This is a genomic window from Bdellovibrio sp. BCCA (genome assembly GCF_037996825.1).
Classification (GTDB): domain Bacteria; phylum Bdellovibrionota; class Bdellovibrionia; order Bdellovibrionales; family Bdellovibrionaceae; genus Bdellovibrio.
Map to the genome: position 1 here is coordinate 2,429,723 of NZ_JBBNAC010000001.1, position 17,820 is coordinate 2,447,542.

The 17,820-nt window shown below is 44.6% G+C and carries 14 protein-coding genes; 6 read left to right on the forward strand and 8 right to left on the reverse strand.

Features of this window, described 5'->3' with window-relative positions:
* Window positions 1-20 precede the first annotated feature (20 nt).
* Window positions 21-2,642: an aminopeptidase N gene (pepN, locus tag AAAA78_RS11870; protein WP_340592263.1), complete on the forward strand. Its 2,622-nt coding sequence runs from the start codon at window positions 21-23 to the stop codon at window positions 2,640-2,642.
* A 99-nt stretch (window positions 2,643-2,741) separates the two neighbouring features.
* Here pepN and folE read toward each other — a convergent pair whose 3' ends face one another.
* Both folE and AAAA78_RS11880 read right to left on the reverse strand, forming a co-directional pair.
* On the reverse strand, window positions 2,742-3,446 hold the full coding sequence (folE, locus tag AAAA78_RS11875) for a GTP cyclohydrolase I FolE (RefSeq protein WP_340592264.1): 705 nt from the start codon (window positions 3,444-3,446) through the stop codon (window positions 2,742-2,744).
* A gap of 72 nt (window positions 3,447-3,518) precedes the next feature.
* Window positions 3,519-4,190: a PilZ domain-containing protein gene (locus AAAA78_RS11880; protein ID WP_340592265.1), complete on the reverse strand. Its 672-nt coding sequence runs from the start codon at window positions 4,188-4,190 to the stop codon at window positions 3,519-3,521.
* 81 nt (window positions 4,191-4,271) lie between these two features.
* Between AAAA78_RS11880 and AAAA78_RS11885 the strand changes: the two genes are divergently transcribed.
* Window positions 4,272-5,438, forward strand: a complete 1,167-nt coding sequence (locus AAAA78_RS11885; protein WP_340592266.1) for a hypothetical protein — start codon at window positions 4,272-4,274, stop codon at window positions 5,436-5,438.
* Between the two features lie 9 nt (window positions 5,439-5,447).
* Entirely contained in the window at window positions 5,448-6,137 is a 690-nt protein-coding gene (locus AAAA78_RS11890) for a hypothetical protein (protein WP_340592267.1), read from the forward strand.
* On the opposite strand, the gene AAAA78_RS11895 is transcribed toward AAAA78_RS11890, so the two are convergent.
* The 5 genes from AAAA78_RS11895 to AAAA78_RS11915 are packed head-to-tail and all read right to left on the reverse strand — an operon-like array spanning window position 6,138 to window position 11,688.
* Window positions 6,138-6,617 (reverse strand): YceI family protein, encoded by a 480-nt coding sequence (locus AAAA78_RS11895; protein WP_340592268.1) that lies wholly within the window; start codon window positions 6,615-6,617, stop codon window positions 6,138-6,140.
* Window positions 6,618-6,664: 47 nt separating this feature from the next.
* Window positions 6,665-7,687, reverse strand: coding sequence for a c-type cytochrome (locus tag AAAA78_RS11900; protein WP_340592269.1), 1,023 nt, complete (start codon window positions 7,685-7,687; stop codon window positions 6,665-6,667).
* A gap of 27 nt (window positions 7,688-7,714) precedes the next feature.
* A complete protein-coding gene (locus tag AAAA78_RS11905; RefSeq protein ID WP_340592270.1) occupies window positions 7,715-8,425 on the reverse strand; it encodes a hypothetical protein in 711 nt (236 codons plus the stop codon).
* Window positions 8,426-8,430: 5 nt separating this feature from the next.
* Window positions 8,431-10,119, reverse strand: coding sequence for a twin-arginine translocation signal domain-containing protein (locus AAAA78_RS11910; RefSeq protein ID WP_340592271.1), 1,689 nt, complete (start codon window positions 10,117-10,119; stop codon window positions 8,431-8,433).
* Between the two features lie 15 nt (window positions 10,120-10,134).
* Window positions 10,135-11,688 carry a hypothetical protein gene (locus AAAA78_RS11915; protein ID WP_340592272.1) on the reverse strand — a complete coding sequence of 518 codons (1,554 nt, stop codon included), beginning with the start codon at window positions 11,686-11,688 and terminating at the stop codon, window positions 10,135-10,137.
* 211 nt (window positions 11,689-11,899) lie between these two features.
* Between AAAA78_RS11915 and AAAA78_RS11920 the strand changes: the two genes are divergently transcribed.
* Together AAAA78_RS11920 and AAAA78_RS11925 are read left to right on the forward strand one after the other, a co-directional pair.
* Window positions 11,900-12,748, forward strand: coding sequence for a hypothetical protein (locus AAAA78_RS11920; protein ID WP_340592273.1), 849 nt, complete (start codon window positions 11,900-11,902; stop codon window positions 12,746-12,748).
* An 8-nt stretch (window positions 12,749-12,756) separates the two neighbouring features.
* A complete protein-coding gene (locus AAAA78_RS11925) occupies window positions 12,757-14,457 on the forward strand; it encodes a BNR-4 repeat-containing protein (RefSeq protein ID WP_340592274.1) in 1,701 nt (566 codons plus the stop codon).
* On the opposite strand, the gene AAAA78_RS11930 is transcribed toward AAAA78_RS11925, so the two are convergent.
* Window positions 14,432-15,445, reverse strand: coding sequence for an HNH endonuclease signature motif containing protein (locus tag AAAA78_RS11930; protein ID WP_340592275.1), 1,014 nt, complete (start codon window positions 15,443-15,445; stop codon window positions 14,432-14,434). The genes AAAA78_RS11925 and AAAA78_RS11930 overlap by 26 nt on opposite strands.
* 657 nt (window positions 15,446-16,102) lie before the next feature.
* Here AAAA78_RS11930 and AAAA78_RS11935 point away from each other — a divergent pair.
* Window positions 16,103-17,818 carry a hypothetical protein gene (locus AAAA78_RS11935; RefSeq protein WP_340592276.1) on the forward strand — a complete coding sequence of 572 codons (1,716 nt, stop codon included), beginning with the start codon at window positions 16,103-16,105 and terminating at the stop codon, window positions 17,816-17,818.
* Window positions 17,819-17,820: the final 2 nt, after the last annotated feature.

A 17,820-nucleotide genomic window follows, 5' to 3' on the forward strand; every position in this document is an offset into this window, starting at 1 on the left:
ATTATCTGAATCGAGGCATTATGAAACAAGAAAAAATTTATCTGAAAGACTATAAAGCCCCTGCTTTCACTGTGGAGTCAGTGAACCTCGACTTCAACCTCAATGAAGACTTTTGTCGAGTCATTGCAAAAAGCCAAATAAAAAAAACTACTTCCGGAGCTGAACTGCGCCTCAATGGTGAAGAATTAAAGCTTGTTTCCGTGAAAATCAATGGAGCGGCTTTAAGTCCAGAGCAGTACCAAGTGACAGCTGAGGAACTCATTATTCCAAGCGTTCCAGATGTTTTCACCATGGAAATCGAGACGGAGCTGCAACCTCAGAACAACACTTCGCTTGAGGGTCTTTACAAATCTAGCGGCATTTTCTGTACTCAATGTGAAGCGCAAGGCTTTAGAAAAATCACTTATTTCTTCGACCGCCCTGATGTGATGACGTCTTATTCAGTCACTATCGAAGCTGACAAAAAGAAATATCCTGTGCTTCTTTCAAACGGTGATCGCATCAAGATTGAAGATCTTGGCAACGGTCGCCACAAAGCTTTCTGGCGCGATCCTCACAAGAAACCTTGCTACCTCTTTGCCTTGGTCGCTGGAGACCTTGGTGTAATCCGCGACACGTTCACAACTAAATCTGGTCACAAAGTAAATTTAGAAGTTTACGCCGCTCACGGAAAACAAGAGCGCTGCTGGCACGCTATGGATTCATTGAAAAAATCCATGAAGTGGGACGAAGACACTTTCGGCCTTGAGTATGATTTGAATGACTACATGATCGTTGCCATTGACGACTTCAATGCAGGCGCGATGGAGAATAAAGGTTTGAACATCTTTAACTCTCGCCTGGTGCTGGCGGATTCTAACTCCGCGACGGACGTCGACTTCCACAGCATTGAATCTGTTGTTGCGCATGAGTACTTCCACAACTGGACAGGCAATCGCGTGACTTTGCGTGATTGGTTTCAACTTTCTTTAAAGGAAGGTTTGACTGTTTTCCGTGATCAGGAATTTTCTGCGGATATGACGGATCGCGGAACGCAAAGAATTGAAGACGTCGATGCTCTTCGCGCAGGACAGTTCGCTGAGGATGCCGGTCCGAATGCTCACCCTGTTCGTCCTGAGTCTTGCATGGCTGTTGATAACTTCTTTACCATGACGATCTATGAAAAAGGATCTGAAGTCATCCGGATGATGCAAACGATTGTGGGTCGTAAAGGTTTCCGCAAAGGCATGGACGAATACTTCAAACGCTATGACGGACAGGCTGTGACAACGGAAGATTTCGCCTCTGCGATTTCTGAACCGAATGGCAAAGACTTCACTCAATTTAAACGTTGGTACAACCAATCGGGAACTCCGGTTGTGACGATCACGGAAAATTTTGAAGCCGCTAAAGGTGAATACCATCTAACGTTGGAGCAACACTGCCCGCCGACTCCGAACCAACCTAAAAAAGATCCGTTCCATGTGCCATTGATGATGGGTCTTTTGGATAAAGCTGGCAATGAGTTGAAATTGAACTGCGATAAGATCCAAGTAAATTCAGACGGAAAAAATCTGATTGAACTTAAGGAAGAAAAAGAAAACTTCGTCTTTAAGGGACTTTCCGAGCGTCCTGTGCTTTCGATTTTACGTGAGTTTTCAGCTCCCGTGAATTTAAAATGGCAAGCCAGCCAAGATGATCTTTACTTCTTGATGGAGAAAGACACGGATTCTTTCAATCGCCGTGAGATGGCGCAAAAAATCGGCATGGGTGTATTGCACGGACTTATTCAGCAAGCTCGCGCAAAACAACCGCTGGTTGTCGATGCAAAATACTTAAAAGCATTAAGCGCTATCATTCATGATGAGACGATGGACCCGGGCTTTAAGGCAAAAATGCTTCAACTTCCGAGCTATGCGATTTTAGCTCAAGAGGAAGCCGTTTTGGATGCGGAGGCTTTCCATAAAGCTCGCATTACATTGCGCATGGCGATTGCTCGCGAAAACCGCGCGCAACTTTTGGATATCTACCGCAAATATCATGGTGTCGAGCCCAAGAGCCGCAACACGAAAGTTTTTGGTCATCGCTCATTGAAAAACCAGGCCTTGGCTTACCTTGCCGACCTTCGTGATCCAGAGATCCTAGAGATCGTGAATAAGCAATACTGGGAAGCGCAAAACATGACGGACCGTATGACGGCGATGATGATCTTGGCGGATGCAGAGACACCACATCGTGCAAAAGCTCTTCAGAATTTCTATGAAGAGTGGAAAAACGATTCTGTTGTGATCAACAAATGGTTCACAACTCAAGCGACATCTCACCGTCCACAAACGCTTGAGGACGTCAAAGCTTTGACGAAACACCCAGCGTTTAACATCACAAATCCTAACAACGTTTATTCATTGTTGAGAGCTTTCGGTGCGAACATTGTGAACTTCCACGATCCAAATACAAACGCGTATGAATTCTATGCGGATAAAATTTTGGAAATCGACGCGAAGAATCCGCAAGTGGCAGCTCGTTTGTGCGCAGCCTTTAACTTTGTACAAAAGTTAGATTCTGCAATGAAAGAAAAAGCCATGAAGCAAATCAAGCGCATGGTGGCAGTAGAAACTCTCTCTAAAAACTCAAGAGAGCTTTTGCAGTCTGCTTTGATGTAATCTTCCTTTCCCGACCAGGACGGTCGGGAAACAGCCTGCTTACGGATGGCGAAAGCTCGCGCCATTGTCTCTGCTGATCGAAGTTAATTACTACTAAACTTACTTCGTCCGACAGTGCTGCAAGAACTCTTCACGCGTTTCCTGACGAGACTTAAAGTGCCCGCGCAAGTCCGCTGTGGACGTCGTGCTGCCTGTGTCTTCAATACCTCTCATGATCACACAGTAGTGTTTGGCATTGATGTGAACAGCGACATGCTCCGTACCAAGAATGTACTGTAAGCAATCCGCAATTTGCTTCGTCAAGCGCTCTTGCACCTGAGGACGGCGCGAGAAGTACTGTACGATGCGATTGATCTTTGAAAGACCGATAACTTTTTTGTTAGGAATGTAAGCCACAGTCGCCCATCCATCGATTGGCAAAAAGTGATGCTCACAAAATGAAAGACAGCTAATGCTCTGAACCACGATCATTTGATCGTAACTCATTTTGTTTTCAATCACCGTCATTTTCGGGAATTTCTTAGGATCAAGACCGCCGAAAACTTCGTTCACGTACATCTTCGCTACGCGATGAGGTGTTTCTCTTAAGCTGTCATCTTCCAAATCAAGGCCCAATGTCTCCATGATATCCGTGAACTTTTCAGTGATCTTTGCAATTTTTTGCTCATTGGACAGACCATTGTGAACCATCGGCGTGGGACGAACATTTTCTAAAATCTTACGAACCTCCACTGGAATTTCGTGAGCGTGTTCGTCTGTCGTGACGGGCTTTTTTGCGTTTTTTTTCTTTGTTGTTTTAGCCATGATACTACCTTAGGTGAAAAGCCCTCTTATGCCTTAAAATCAGGCGGCGCGAAAGCACTAAGTCGATTTTGTTTAAACTTTCTTAAGGTCCTGAGAATTCAACCACTGACGGATTAAATCCTTTTCAGAAGCCGAAGTCCCCTCGAAATGAACACGAATATGGTCCTCTTTGACATCAACAACACGTGCTTTGCAGCTGATGTCGTTGATTTCAGTCAACTGCAGAGCCACAACGTCCCCCGATTTAAAGGTCGCAGAGCCCGGAATGGTGATGCGCGCGCCGGTATAGGAAAGGTCGATGGTTTGTGTTTCAGCTCCGCCTAAAACCACGGACGAAACAATAGCAAAACGATCTCCTGTCGGTGCGAACCAGTTTTGACGGCGATCCAAGTAAGGGTAACGGAAAAAATAGGACACCGTTCCCACGATAAATAGAACTAAAAGACAATCTAAGAGCTTTGCAGAACTAACGATAGGATCCACCGTGTCCATCTCGCGCACCAGACTCACACCCGTTGAAATGACAAAGACAGAGCACAGGATAATTCCCAAAACCCAAGAGGATTTGTGACGAACCAAAAGGCTCACTCCTGCGCCAAAAATCAAAATCCAACTGAAAACGCTAAAAACTTGAGCTCCGGTTCGTTGAGACATCATCATATCCAACACAGGAGCCATAATAAGCACTGCAGCAGCCATCTGCACAGCGCGCGGACGTTCTAAGGTGGTGGTCTTTGTTTCCATGGAACACTTATCGGTTAAGAATGCATGTTGATATAGATTTTTATTGATTCTCAACTCTCGTCCAATAGAATTTGTGTCATTGTGAGACACTTTAAATTTTCATACGCGTTTTTCATCCTTGTTTCTTTCATCCTTGCAAGCCAGGCACAGGCCTATCCCGATTTTATCGGCTATAGCTACTCCTCTTGCATCACTTGCCACTACAACGGCCTGGGCGGAGGCGGACTGAACGATTACGGTCGCGCCCTCTATGCGACAGAGATCACAGCCCGTGATCCTTTCTTTCCTAAAAAAATGGAAGAGGAAGAAATCGCTGCCAAGTCAGGTTTCTTAGGCTCTAAGCCTATGCCTTGGTGGATTCGTCCGGGGCTTAAGTATCGCGGTCTTTGGTTGCAAATGGATCCGGGATCAAAAGCCTCCATGGAGCGTTTCATCAACATGCAAAATGACGTGAATCTCACGTTCTTTGGCGACAAAAAACAAACGTACACACTGGTGACAACGACGTCTTACACAGGGATTGAGCCTTACTACGGAAAAACAAATACGTGGTTTGCGAAGGAATATTATATTCGTTGGAAAAAGAGCAACAACTTCTGGCTCTACGTGGGTCAGATGGATAAGGCTTTTGGTATTCGCAACGTGGATCACACGGCTGTGAATCGTAAGGCAATCACGCTGGGACAGTTTGATCAATCTCAAGGAGTCATTGCTCACTTCACTTATCCAGATTGGGATGTCGCTGTGAATGCCTTCTTTGGTAATGGCGCTCAGGAAGACGTTGAAAAACAAAAAGGGTTCTCTGTCGCTGGCGAATACCAAGTGTTTGAGAAATTTAAAATTGGCGGCTCGGCTTTAAGCTCACAAAGTGATCTTGCGAAATGGAATCTTTTAGCCTTCACCACTCGCATGGGACTTTCAAAAGGCTCGGCAATCATGGCAGAGGCTGGCTTTAAAGAAAAAACTGACAAGCTTGCGAATACCAAAGCGCAATTGGGAACTTATGCCCTGGTTGAAACGATGGTGAATGTCACTCGCGGATACAATCTTCTTTCGGTGATTGAACATAGCAAGTCTGATATTAGCAAATCGTCTTCAGAAAATATGAAATGGAGTTTGGGGGCTTTGATGTTCCCACTTCCCCGCTTAGAGCTTCGCGCGATGGCGACAAATGCAAAAACTTATACGGACTCGACAGGTGCTCAAGATGCTTGGGCCTTGCAAGGTCAAATTCACGTGTCTTACTAGGAGAGAGCCATGAGAAAAATTATTCTTTTTCTTTTCTTAAGTTCATTGCTGGCTCACTCGTCTTTTGCTCAAGAAGCTGCAACGGAAGAAGAGGTTGCACCTACAGAAACATCTGCTGCTCCGACAACAGAGCCGACGACAACGACTGAGACTCCGGCTCCAGCAAAGACAGTAGCGCGTGTCGTCCGTCCTAAATCTTTGCAATCTTGGGGCGTGGGAATTTCGGCTTTGCAGTGGAATGAAACTTTGAAACTGCAACAAGGTATTACGGCGGATAAAGACGTTGCGAATTATAACGGACTTATTCTTACGGCACAAAAAGAAGTGACTTACTACCGTTGGGGTTGGAGCTTTGGCGGATTCGTGGGCGCAGGCCGCGCGAATGGCGGCGGCAATAGCACCGTTATTAGCTACGAAAAAAGCAAAGTGGCTTTTACAGTTTACGGTATTGCTCCGCGAGTGTTTTATCGTTTATCTGGAAGAATCAACGCCGGATTATCCGCAATGGCATTCATGAAGAATGTCGATTGGCCTAAAGATGCTACGAACCAAACGATTGATTCTGGTCGCAATCTCAATGTCATGGGAATGGCTGATTTGAATGTTCGTCTATTTCAGAAGTGGGAATTTTACTCTGGGATTGGCCCCCTCGCTGAGGGAGCCACTCTTTGGAAAATCGGTGTGAATTACCGATTTTAATTACTTAACGGGGACGGCCACGTGAAGTGTGATTTCGTCCTCAACACCGACACCCATGTAGTTGATGTCTTTGATATCAAAGTCAGTCAAATTCAATTTGAAATCGGCCTTTAGAACTTTACCTTCGACTTTGTAAGTTCCGGCGATGTCTTTTTCAACACCTCTGATTTTGATTTTGCCAGTACCTTTACCACCTTTTCCTGTCGCAGAAACAAGAACGGCTTCAGGAAAAGCTTTCGTATCAAGATATTTTTGAGTGTGTTTGTCTCTCAACTCCACACCTGTTTTTAAACTCTTCAAATTCACAACAATGTTTTCAGCCGACACTTCGTCGCCTTTCACTGTTGCTGCACCTTTTACTTCGCCTGTTTTCGCTTTAAAATCCCCCATCGGATTTAAAATCACATCCACAGTCACACTTTGTGCCATCGCGGTGTAAGAAAGCCCCATAGTTAGAAACAAAGCTGCAAAAAACTTCATTTTAAGATCCCCCTAATTTTTGGTGATTGTTTTTCTCTTTTTAAAAATTATTGAATGCTGTTAATCCAATCAGCGATAGATTGAACCTCAGCTCCGCTGATGCTTCCACCTGATGGCATGTTCTTCGTGCCCGGTCCTGCTGAACCTTGCAGACGATAATAAAGCTTCGAGGCTTCAGGATTTCCTTTAACGACCCAGCCATTGCCCACAGCTTTAGACTCTGTGATATTCACGAAGTTTGGATCGTATCCGCCGGACTTATGACAGCTGATACATTTCGCATCGATGACTGCTTTAGCTGCAACGAATTTAGGATTCACGACATCGCCGCCACCAGATCCACCATCGTTAATCAACGATGGATCGAAAATCACATTCGCAATCATATTGTCATTGGCAACATAGCGAGACATGACGTTGAGTTCTGAATTCGTCAACTTTCCTTTTTTATAAAGGCTGTCTCCGCCGTACACAACATACTCGTACACTTGTCCGCCAACCGGCGTCGAAGAAAGACTTCTCAATGTGTAAGAGTAATCAAAAGGCGCTCCGGTTTTTTGTACGGTTCCCGACTGAACAACACCGTTTACCATCAAAGAAATGTCGGAAGCTTTTGCTCCGAAAGAAGCTGCAACAACCATTTTGTCACCGCTTGATGGAAGTGGAACTTCAAGGTATTCCGTATAACTTGTACCTACAGTATTCAGTCGAGTCGCACGAATTTTTCCCGCCACAACGGAAATAGAAGATTCATCCACACCAGCGCCGGATCTCACGTTGGCCAATGTTCCTGTCGCAGACCTATCAGCCGCAACAACGATAGAGACCTGATCTCCCCAAACTTGTTTGTTCACGAAATTAGGTTGGCCTGGTTTAGACCACAAAGAAAGTTCTTCAGATTCTAAAAGTGCGGGAAGAGTTTTCGCATCTAAAGCTTCGCGAGATTCGAAAAGACCTTGTTCGTAGAGAACCTGATCTTGCAAGGCAAAGTCACTGCAGTTTTGGAAACCCAAAACTAACACCACAGCCGCACCACCCGCGATCAGCGCGCTTTTCATCCCAGCTTTCATCTACTTTTCCCCCAAAAACGAACTCTTTTATTGTAACTGCCACCCTGGTGATTCGCAAACTTGAAGTGCCAAAGCTCGCCATCTTTCCAGCGGTGTCTCATTTTTCACCGCCATAGCTCGATCCAACTCCAGAAGCGAATTAATCACAAGATCCGAGGGCTCATCACCACGATAAAAAAGACCATAGACCTGCTTCGCAGCACTCGCATTCGGAGCTGTCGGACGGTTCGAAATTTTTGCGAGAACAGCGTTCACGCCCTCATCCATTCCTAAGACATTCTCACAGAACTGAACGCGAAAGGATTCACGTACGGTATTGTCGTCAACGTGAGTAGAAAGATTCGCATTCGAAATATCTCCACCACAATCACGACCGGAATAAGTGCTATAAGGATTGCAACCTAGACCATACTGCGCACCACGATTGATAATCCATTGATTGATCAGCGCTTCTAAGTTGGGAACAGGTGCTGCTGGATTAGTAAATACTTCGCGCACCAAAGAGGCGACGTACTCTCGATTCCCCACTTGGATTTTTTGCGTCGGCAAGACCACGTCTTTTTGCGCCGGATGGTTTAAGTCTGTGGAACCTTCAGAACCCAATGAAAGATTCATCGAAGACATATCCAACGCCTGAAACTCTCCCATCTGCCCACAGTTTTGGTACATCTGAGTGAGCACAAGGCCGGACAGAACAAGAGTGAAGATTTTCGTTTTTTGCGATTTTAGCATCTTCATCTTTATTACCCCACGATCTTCGCCGTTTTTAAAACGCGCAGTTGACCGTTGTTAAGCTCAACCAAAGGAGCTGCCAAATTCTCATAAGGATTTTTGGGAACACGTAAAAGAGCTGCGACAGTTGAAGCCGCCATCGTCGGAGTAGGACGACCTTTTTGATTGTAATCATCAATCGCGGCTCCGATACCTTGAGTGCCCGTATATCCACCACCATGACCGGCTTTTTGGATATTACCGACAACAAAAGGACCTTTTTGAATGGCACCCGAAAATACGCTCGTCACCATTTGATTAAAGCCGTGATCACTGCCCGTGCCATTTGCACGCGCACTGCGATTGAATTCTGAAATCACTTGCACCACAGTCTCAGACCAAAGATTTGTGCCATTGGTTTGAACTTTTTTAAGCTGATCGATCAACTCTAAAAGACCTGCCGCTAAAGCGCGATAGTAAGCCGTTGTGATAAGAAGACCCGGAATGGCTCCCGTTTCGTGCATGTCTTTGATCGCCGTATGCACGGCCTGTGCGCCATTGGCAGCATCTTTCAAAATCACATTCGCCGGATCACCCATTTGCAAATTCAAAGATGTCACAAGATTTTCTTTTAAAACGTATTCGGCAAGAGCTAAGCCTTCTGCCAAAGAGCCCGGAGCTGTCATGCTTTTCACAGACTCACGCAAATCGAAGTCACTGCTTACAAGCAAACGACGATTCCCGTCGGCTACGTGCACTCCCCAATAAGCTCCACCATCAGAAATCATCGGCACATCGCTGATTCCCATTAAACCTGACTGACGCATACTATTTTCAATCACAGCTCTGTAGCGAGCCACGGCTGGATTCCAATAACCGTCAAGATTGCCCGTGCCTTTTTTCATCAACTCTGAAGCATTGGAAAGATTTTTCGCTAAAACAGTTGAACCGTTAAAATCCGATTGAGCATAAGCACGCAAACGAGCTTGCGCCAAATCATAAGCATCACGATTGCGGTCTTTCAAAGAGCGGCCTTTCACACGGCCACCTTGCGGACCACCGAACCCCTCAAGCAATGAATACAAAGGATTTCCGGTAACTTTGTTAAGAGCTTTTCCTTTTGAAGAAGTGTAAGTTCCAAAGTCACCGCGCTCAGGCCACTCGACGGCTTCAAAAGTTTTTGAAGAGTAATCGGCAGCAAGGCCTAAAACAGAAGACACACCGCCGACCGGTGCTTGTTGAGCTGTGGCATTAAAAGGATGTCCGTCGAAACCCGTTCCGAATCCACGAATCACCAGCATGTGATTAAGAAGATCGGTCAAAGGTCTTTGTGCGCCTGCACTGTTAAAGACGGAGTGAGAAAACATATGCGGCACAAGAACGCCGTTATAATTGAATGTCGCATTTTCAACTCCGACAACACGACCGCCGGAGTTCACGAACTTTGTGGCTACCATTGGATTAAAATCAAGCATGGTGTCGTTCACGTTCGTGCGCATCCACGCATCAAAAGCGTAGCGCATCGGTCCGCCCGCCATAAGAATATTAATATAATTGCGTGCGCCAGCGTTGCCACTCGCTTCGGCTTGTGCTTGTTGGATAAAACCGGAACTTAAAACATTGAGCAGTCTTTCCAACGGAGTTGGAACAAGGGCCGCAGCGCCAGCAACAGCACCACCTGCGATAAAACCCCTTCTTGATAATTTATTTCCATCCCCCATGTGACGCCCCCAAAATTATTTTTCTCGATAATTCACGCTGCGATAGTATTTTGAAGCCATGATATCTTTAATCAGCAAACGAACAGATTGCGTTTTCTGAAGCTCTTCCCCAAGAGATTCAATAAACTTTCTGTCATCCATAGCTTCTTGAGATAATTTACGATTCACTTCTGCATTCGCAGGATTTGTACGATCGTAAAGAGCTACTTGAATTCCTGTGAAAAACTCAAAATATCTCTTTGCTGCACAATAATAGTAGTCCTTCGTTTGCGTCATCGCAGCGCCAAGGCCCGCAATATTGCTAACCGGTTTATCGACGAGCTCTCCTGTCATGGATCTAAAGAACAAACGACCCGTCGGAGTTTGACGATGGAAATTAGCCACGGGTTCAGAAGGCCATCCACCGACTGACGGAAATTCAGGACGATAACTTGTTACATGAAGAGCCGTTTTTGAATTCGTTCTGGAACCCTGGGACATCACGAAATAGTCCGAATTCGCCACGACCAGGTTACGGGCCGTGTAAGCCATCGGATCTAAGGTTGCATGGCACATCACGCAGCTTGCAGAGTTTCTAAAAGGTGCTGAAGAATTCCCTACAACATATTGCTTAATATCCGATTCACGCAAAGCCGGAAGTTCTGCGCATAAAAATGAATTCATATTCGTCTGCGACCAGCGACGAGGAACTTTTGTGGAACCGTTAGCTTCAACTCCACGGCCATGACCGTAGTTGAGCATAAAATAAATAGGTGTCCCTAAAACGCCGCCACCAAATGTTTTAAACAGATCAAAGCTGTAATTCAATCCCGGTTGGTCGTTACCGCGCTTATCATCTCCCAACGGATGTAACGAGACGTTTGGAATATTCGCGTTCTCACCTGTGAGACGAATCCCCACGAGTTCACCGACTTCAATTTTTGGAAGATTGACGAACATAGAATTCGTTGTGTCTGAATTTCCGTTAAATCCACCTGTGTACGAACGAAAGTTAAAAAGATTTTGATCGAAGCCGCCGTTATTTCCATACATCAAACGACCGGGGAAGTTGACGTTCCAACCAATCATATTTTTGACAGCCATGTTTTCTTCGCGCTGGGCATGAACGCCCGTGGAAAGAGTCAAAACGTCAGAATATTTTGCGTTACGCGCAAACATCGCGCGCGTAAGAGCAAGACCTGGTTCCGTCGTATCGTAAATATCAATGGTCCCGCGCGAAAGCTCTGCGCTGTACTCTTGAATCTGATCAACAGTATTGGCAGAAAACCAACTGCGATGAAAGTTATAAAAGTTATTGAGGATCGAACGAGCTTCACCGTCGTTGCGATTATAAAGAGGTCCCGTTGGGTCCAGCTCTGCTTTATCCAATAAAGCATTGCAGGCGTCCAAGGCCCTCATCTTCCCGGCACGAATCTGTGCCATTGTTCCATTGCCGAGTGGAACGGGTTTTCCAGTTAAATGAGAATAGCAACGGTTGAATAGGCCTACTTCAGATAAAGTTTGCCCAAAGGCAGACGACGTCGCCACGAGTACTATCAAAAAAGTACCAATACGTTTGGACACGGTCATTCCCCCATTGAATAATTCCGCGATATATTCATCTTATCGGACTTGGGAGCAGAAACACGACCATGCTTCTCACATTGAGACATCTTTTTTTAAACTAAATGTTTCATTCATGTTCCGCACACGGTTTTTGTGGTAAATTTTCTGTTCCGATTTTTTCAATTCCCCCATTGAGACACTTTAGTTTCATTTTGATTATGTCGATAATCCCCTTATGAAGATCTTGATTACAACATTGTTGCTTACATCTTTGGTTTCACCGGCTTACGCCCTCAAAACACTCGTCGTTAAAAACGATCGCGCACTTATTGATTTGGAAGGTGAAGATCTGAAAGTCGGCGACAAACTCGGAGCGCGAAGCTCTGATGGAAAACCCCGTGCTCTTCTTGAAATCAAACAAGTGAAAGACGGAAAAGCTGTGGCAATGGTTGTAAAAGGCCGCATGCAAAAAGATTTTAGTGTTGAGAGATACACTCCTGGCGGTTCTGCTGCGGCTAAGACATCTACAGCACCAACAAAATCACTTTCAAAATCTAAATCCGCTTGGGGTTTTACAGCGGGCTATGCGATGAATAAGATGACCGTAAAACCCAGTGGTGCTTCTTCAATCTCTCTTTCAGGAAGCAGCTTTAACGTTTCCGGTTTTTATCAAATGCATCTTGATGGTGGTTTCAGTGCCCGCATTCTTGGGGGTTATGAAACTTTGCAAGCTTCAGGTTCCTCTGCGGCCGCTTCTTGCTCCGGAAGTTCCGATTGTAAAGTAGAACTTAGCTACTTGGGTCTTGAAGCTTTGGTGCGCTATTCTTTCGTTCGCTCACAAAGTATGGATGTGTGGGCTGGTGCCGGTTTAGGATTTCTTTTTGCCATTGGCAAATCCAGTAACGTTTTGGATACAAGCAAAGTCAGCACGAATCAAACAATCGTCGGTTCTTTGGGTTTAGATTACCGTTTGAAAGGTAACAACTTTATTCCTGTGCAGCTCGACTATGCAATGTTCCCGGACAATAACACATCTTCCGCGAATCAAATCGTCCTTCGCGCAGGATACGGATTTAATTTTTAGGATAAGACATGAAGAAACTTTTGGGACTGGCCATTGCTCTTACGGCCGTGGTCACCTCTGTAAAGCTTTCTCTGCCAAGATCGACTCCCGAAGGGAGTCTTTCATTTTCTTCTGTTGAGTCTTCTTCAACGAATAGAACTTATGCACCTTTAAAACTTCCGCCTTTTCCGAGTTCGGGTTTAAATCTTTTTAACTCATCCGCGGAAGTCGCCAACTATCTTGAAACTTTTCACGAACGAAAAGCCTTTAATTGGAATCCCTCCTACCCGATTTATATTCCGGCTTTTGATAATCAAAACAAACCCTATTTAAGAAAACACGATCGCGGTCAAACGACAGCACTCATGAATGGATTTAAAAAATATGAATTAGGTTTTTGGCGAGACCTGCCTTTAGATCTTTCCGCTTTACATAAAAGTTTTCCTCAAACGTCCCTTGAGCAACTGGCTAACTTTAACAAACAAGACATTTTGTGGGATCCGAAGATGGCGGTCTTTGATAAGGACGACGTCTTGTATACCGTCGTACGCATCAGAACAGAGAATCCTTCGCTGAAGCATTATGTTTTGATGTATTCAAAAGACCACGGTATTTCGTGGCAGAGTAAAATCTTGTTGAGCGATGCCAATCTTCCGGAGTGGTATGACCTGGAGAGACCTTATTCTCCGAATCCTTTGTTTTCATCTCCCGCATTTTTGTATTATCAAAAACAAGGAAAAGCTCCCGGTTACGAAACGGGGTTTGAATATTGGCAAGGCACTGTGGGTCGACTGACTTTGCAGACGACGTCATTTAATGACAAAGGTGAACTTGTTGTTGATGCACCTGTTGAGATCAGCACTACGGCGCAGCCCATCGGTTATCGCAGTGGAAGCGCTGTTAAAGTTTTACGCTCTGGCGACAAATACTTTGTGACATGGCTTGAAGCCACTTTGGATCATAAGCTTGAGAAAAATAAGACTGGTCGACCAGTGAATACAGTTCCCGATAAAAAAGGAAATCCTTACTCAGGAATTTGGGTGGCTGAGTACGACATAAAAACAAGGTTTCTTAAGAAAACAGAAGTTCTCAAAACGTGGCCTTTGAATGACAGTCATAATCAGCCCGGCATTGTTCGCACAAGTAAAGGTATTCTGCATGTCATAGGCGGAGCGCATGGGGCGCATTTTACTCATGCGTTTTCTTTAAAACCTGACTCCATCGATGCTTGGAGTGCTCCGCAATTTACGAACACCACGAACAGTGGTTACTCTGCCAATTTTAATATTCCTGGTGTTCCCGGAGGCAGTCAGACCTATGTGTCTTTGGTGATCGACAGCAAAGATCAATTGCATCTTGCCTATCGTTTGTGGGCGTCAGACAAATCAGTTTTCAATGCAGAATACTTCGGCGCTCTCGCCTATCAAAAAGCGGACTGTGATTTCTCTGATCAAAAAAACGTTTCAAAAACTTGTCGTTGGAATTCTCCACAAATTTTGGTCTATCCGAATGCTCCAGAATACACACATTATTACCAAGTGATGACGATCGATAGAAAAGAAAATCTGTATTTGGAATACGCGCAGATGAGACCATACGCGCCTTATTTCTTCAAAACGCCAACCGGAGAAATGATCAACACTTCCCCAATGCTGAACTCCGCCCTTTTAAAGTCCGAAGACAACGGCAAATCCTGGTTCCTAGTTAACGACGAAGATTTCGAGCATTGATTACTAATCCCGCTTCTTTGGAATATTTGTATCTATTGTGCTTTCCGCAGAGAACTTGGAGATTTCGAGCTTCGTTACCTCCGCCAATCCAACGCGAAGTTTTATGATCGATCTGCAAACCATAAGTGCTCTGACAAATCTTTCCAGTTTGCAGGTCACGATACTGGCAGCAGGTATCACGCTTAAGAATAAGCCGACGAGTTTTCGGAGTTAACGTTTTATTATAATCATTCACCACCGCATCGATTTTGCAAGGTGTTACGGAATTGGTCTGAACGGCAGTGTCGTCTGCATTTGCGTTCTTTGTCGTATCTACTTTCGATGCTACCACTTTTGAGCTTTCTGTATCGCTCTGTCTGAAAGTCTTTCGCAAATATTGATCGGCCAGCAATTCAAATAAAGAAGCCCAAGAAGAATCCTTATGGTTTTGTTCCAACAAATGCGCCGCCAAGTCTTTGCACTGAAGAAGCTTTTGATATTGTTCTTTGCTTAAAGTGATTTCTAGGCGCAAAGATTCATTCTGTTGTATCTTTTGCTTCTCAAATTCTTTGACTGGTAAATCCAATGCTAACGCTAATTCTTTTTGAGTATCCAGTGTTGTTTTACTTTCAATCTTTGCGACAAGTTCGCGCTTCTGAAGTGAAGATACTTTTTGGCCCGTCGTTTTCTCTTTTTCTTTAATCGAACGGGAAAGTTCACCGATTTGGGAAAGATTCAATGAACCTTCCTGAATTTTTTGAGCCATAGCGGGAACTTCATTTAAAAGTCTTGCGGCTTCAATTCTTCTCATCGCAGCTGATCCGGAATAGCCAAACTCTTTAACCAAATACTCGTATAAAGAAGAGTAAGCTCTTTCTAAATATAACTTTCTTGAATCAATTTCTTTAATATGCTCAAGAATTACATGAAGAAGTTTACGTTCTTTCTGTACAAAATCTTTGAGATTCGTTTCAAGTTCTAGATTAGAAAGTCTTTTTAATGCGTGCATAAATTCCTCCGAAGAATTCTTGAGAAACTTATAGCACACCTTTTAGGATTGAAATTTTGAGTTTGTCAGTGATGATTTTTAATTCACTTCAAAACGAGTCAATAGCTCTTATAGGAAACGATCACAGACTATTTTGAAAAAATAAAATTTGTTCCAGAGATTGTTTAACTGAGAGCAGTTAAATGCGTCGGAAAACACGTCAAATGTTTTTTTATATTTTTTGTTGCTGCGATAATGTCACGATGTTTAAAGATTTATTCATTGTTCATAAAAGATGAAAAATAAAAGTTCATTGAAATCCTTGTGACTAGGTAAATCTCTGGGGAAAATCGCAACACGGTGAAGCACCGATGCGGTGGTAAATACAGCGGAGACAGTTTTGCGTTCTTCCGCCGTCCGTGAGCAAGCTGTTTCCTTACATCCCCTGACGAGCACGATGCTCGTCAGGAAGGCCACTCATGGATGGTCAGCCTTCGCGCCACAACAAGCAGCTGTTACTCCCCCAAACAAACCGCCCTTTTCGGCCCCTGTCTCAATCTTAGACAGTCGTCGAAACCCTGGGCTGCACTACAATTGCCATAAGACCTTTTATTTTTGGAATCCTGCTTGCAACGATCCCGAGCGGACAATAGCCCCCAAAAAGATGAGGTTTATTAAATGGTACGTCGGTTTCACACATCTAAATTGTTGATGCCCCTGTTACTGTCCCTGCAAGGATTGACGGCGCATGCTGCTTCTGACAGCAACCCGCAGATTGCGAACAAGCATTTATTAGGTAATGCAGTCCAAGTCCAAGTCACGTCTCGCGGGATGAAATACTTTGATACTCGTCTAAGTGACATCCTAGGAAACTTGGGAGTGAAGCTGGATGAGGGTTATTTCCCTGCGATGAAATATACTTTTGAAAAAGACATCAACCCTGATGACTTTATTAATTCCAATCCTGACGCCGTAAAAATGTATAAGCAAGTTCGTGATTTGTTAACACAATGGTTGGTCGGCTTTTCGATGAACAATCACCGTCCGACAATTGAGATTGGTGAATCAGGATACGTAGCGCAGTTTTCTCGCTTTGGTTTGGTGACTGACGAAAATCTTATGCGCGCACTTGGTAAAGTGGACGGCGCGGTCCTAGCTATTGAGCTTGAAGTAAAACAGCTCACTGTTTCGACAAGCTCCGTGGTTGCTTGGGATTTGAATAATGAATTCCTAGGAAAAGCCGGATTTGAAAATGTCACGCTTGCAGCCGGAGACCAAAGAACTCCGCTGAAACTTCGTTTGCCATTTTATATCCGTATGAATGCTTACGGCGGTCTTGATTTCGAAGCCCTTGAAATTGACAACAATCTTGATCAAGTTTCGATGTCGCTGAAGTATGGAAAATTGATCGTTCCTACATTTGCCGTAGAGATCAACGGCAAGAAATTCTATTTGAACAACAAAGAAGTCGATAAGCTTTTCAATGCTCAAGCTCCTGTGATTTTGGAACAGATTCGTAAAAACTTGGGCGAGTTTGCTCGCAAACAATTGCCACAAATGCTTAATGAAAAAGCCAAAGAATTTTTGGGTGGATCTTTAGAGCAAGTTCAAGACATGGCCCCTCCAGGTAAAGAAGAAAACGACAGACGCCCTGATTTTAAATGGGGTCTTAAACTTCAAAATATCAACTTGAAGAAGTCATTGAATATTGCGCTCACAGCTTATGTTGAAGATCCTGTGAACAGCCAAAGCAATCCTGTGAAGTCCCATGGATCTCGCGGTCCTGTGACTATGGGGCTTGTTCCCCAAGAGAACTTTGACATCGGTTTAAGTTTGGATCGTGCGTTGATCAACCGCATCTTGCAGCTTAGCTATGAACGCAGGAATTTCGAGCAAATCAAGCAATCCGACGGTTCCGTTTTGAAACTGAAGGCGCCGCCACTCATTGACTATGTAAAAACTCCAGCGGGTGCGGTTTTAAAACCTACAGAAACCTTCGTTAAAATGCGCGTATCGGTGGAAAACAGACCGGGTTCTCTCTTCCTGAAAGACACCATCGTCGTCGACTTCGATATTATTGCAAAACTTCGTCAATTGAGCGATAAGAGCGGCATGCAGCTTGCGCTGGTCTCTATCGACACAGACAGCATGTATTTGGATGACAAGTACATCTCTTTTGCCGGAGCCCTTTTCAAAGGTAAAGTCCGCGAAGGTGTGAAAGATGAGTTGCGCAAGAAGAGCGCAGGATGGGCGAAATCAGACGAAGTCATTCCAGGAAGTCTGCCGCTGCCTCCTGAAATTTTGGGAATTAAGCTTGATATCAATCGCGTCGCCATGGATCCAAACGGTCACTTAGTGATGTATCTGGATTACGCGAAAACAGGAGCGAAGTAACA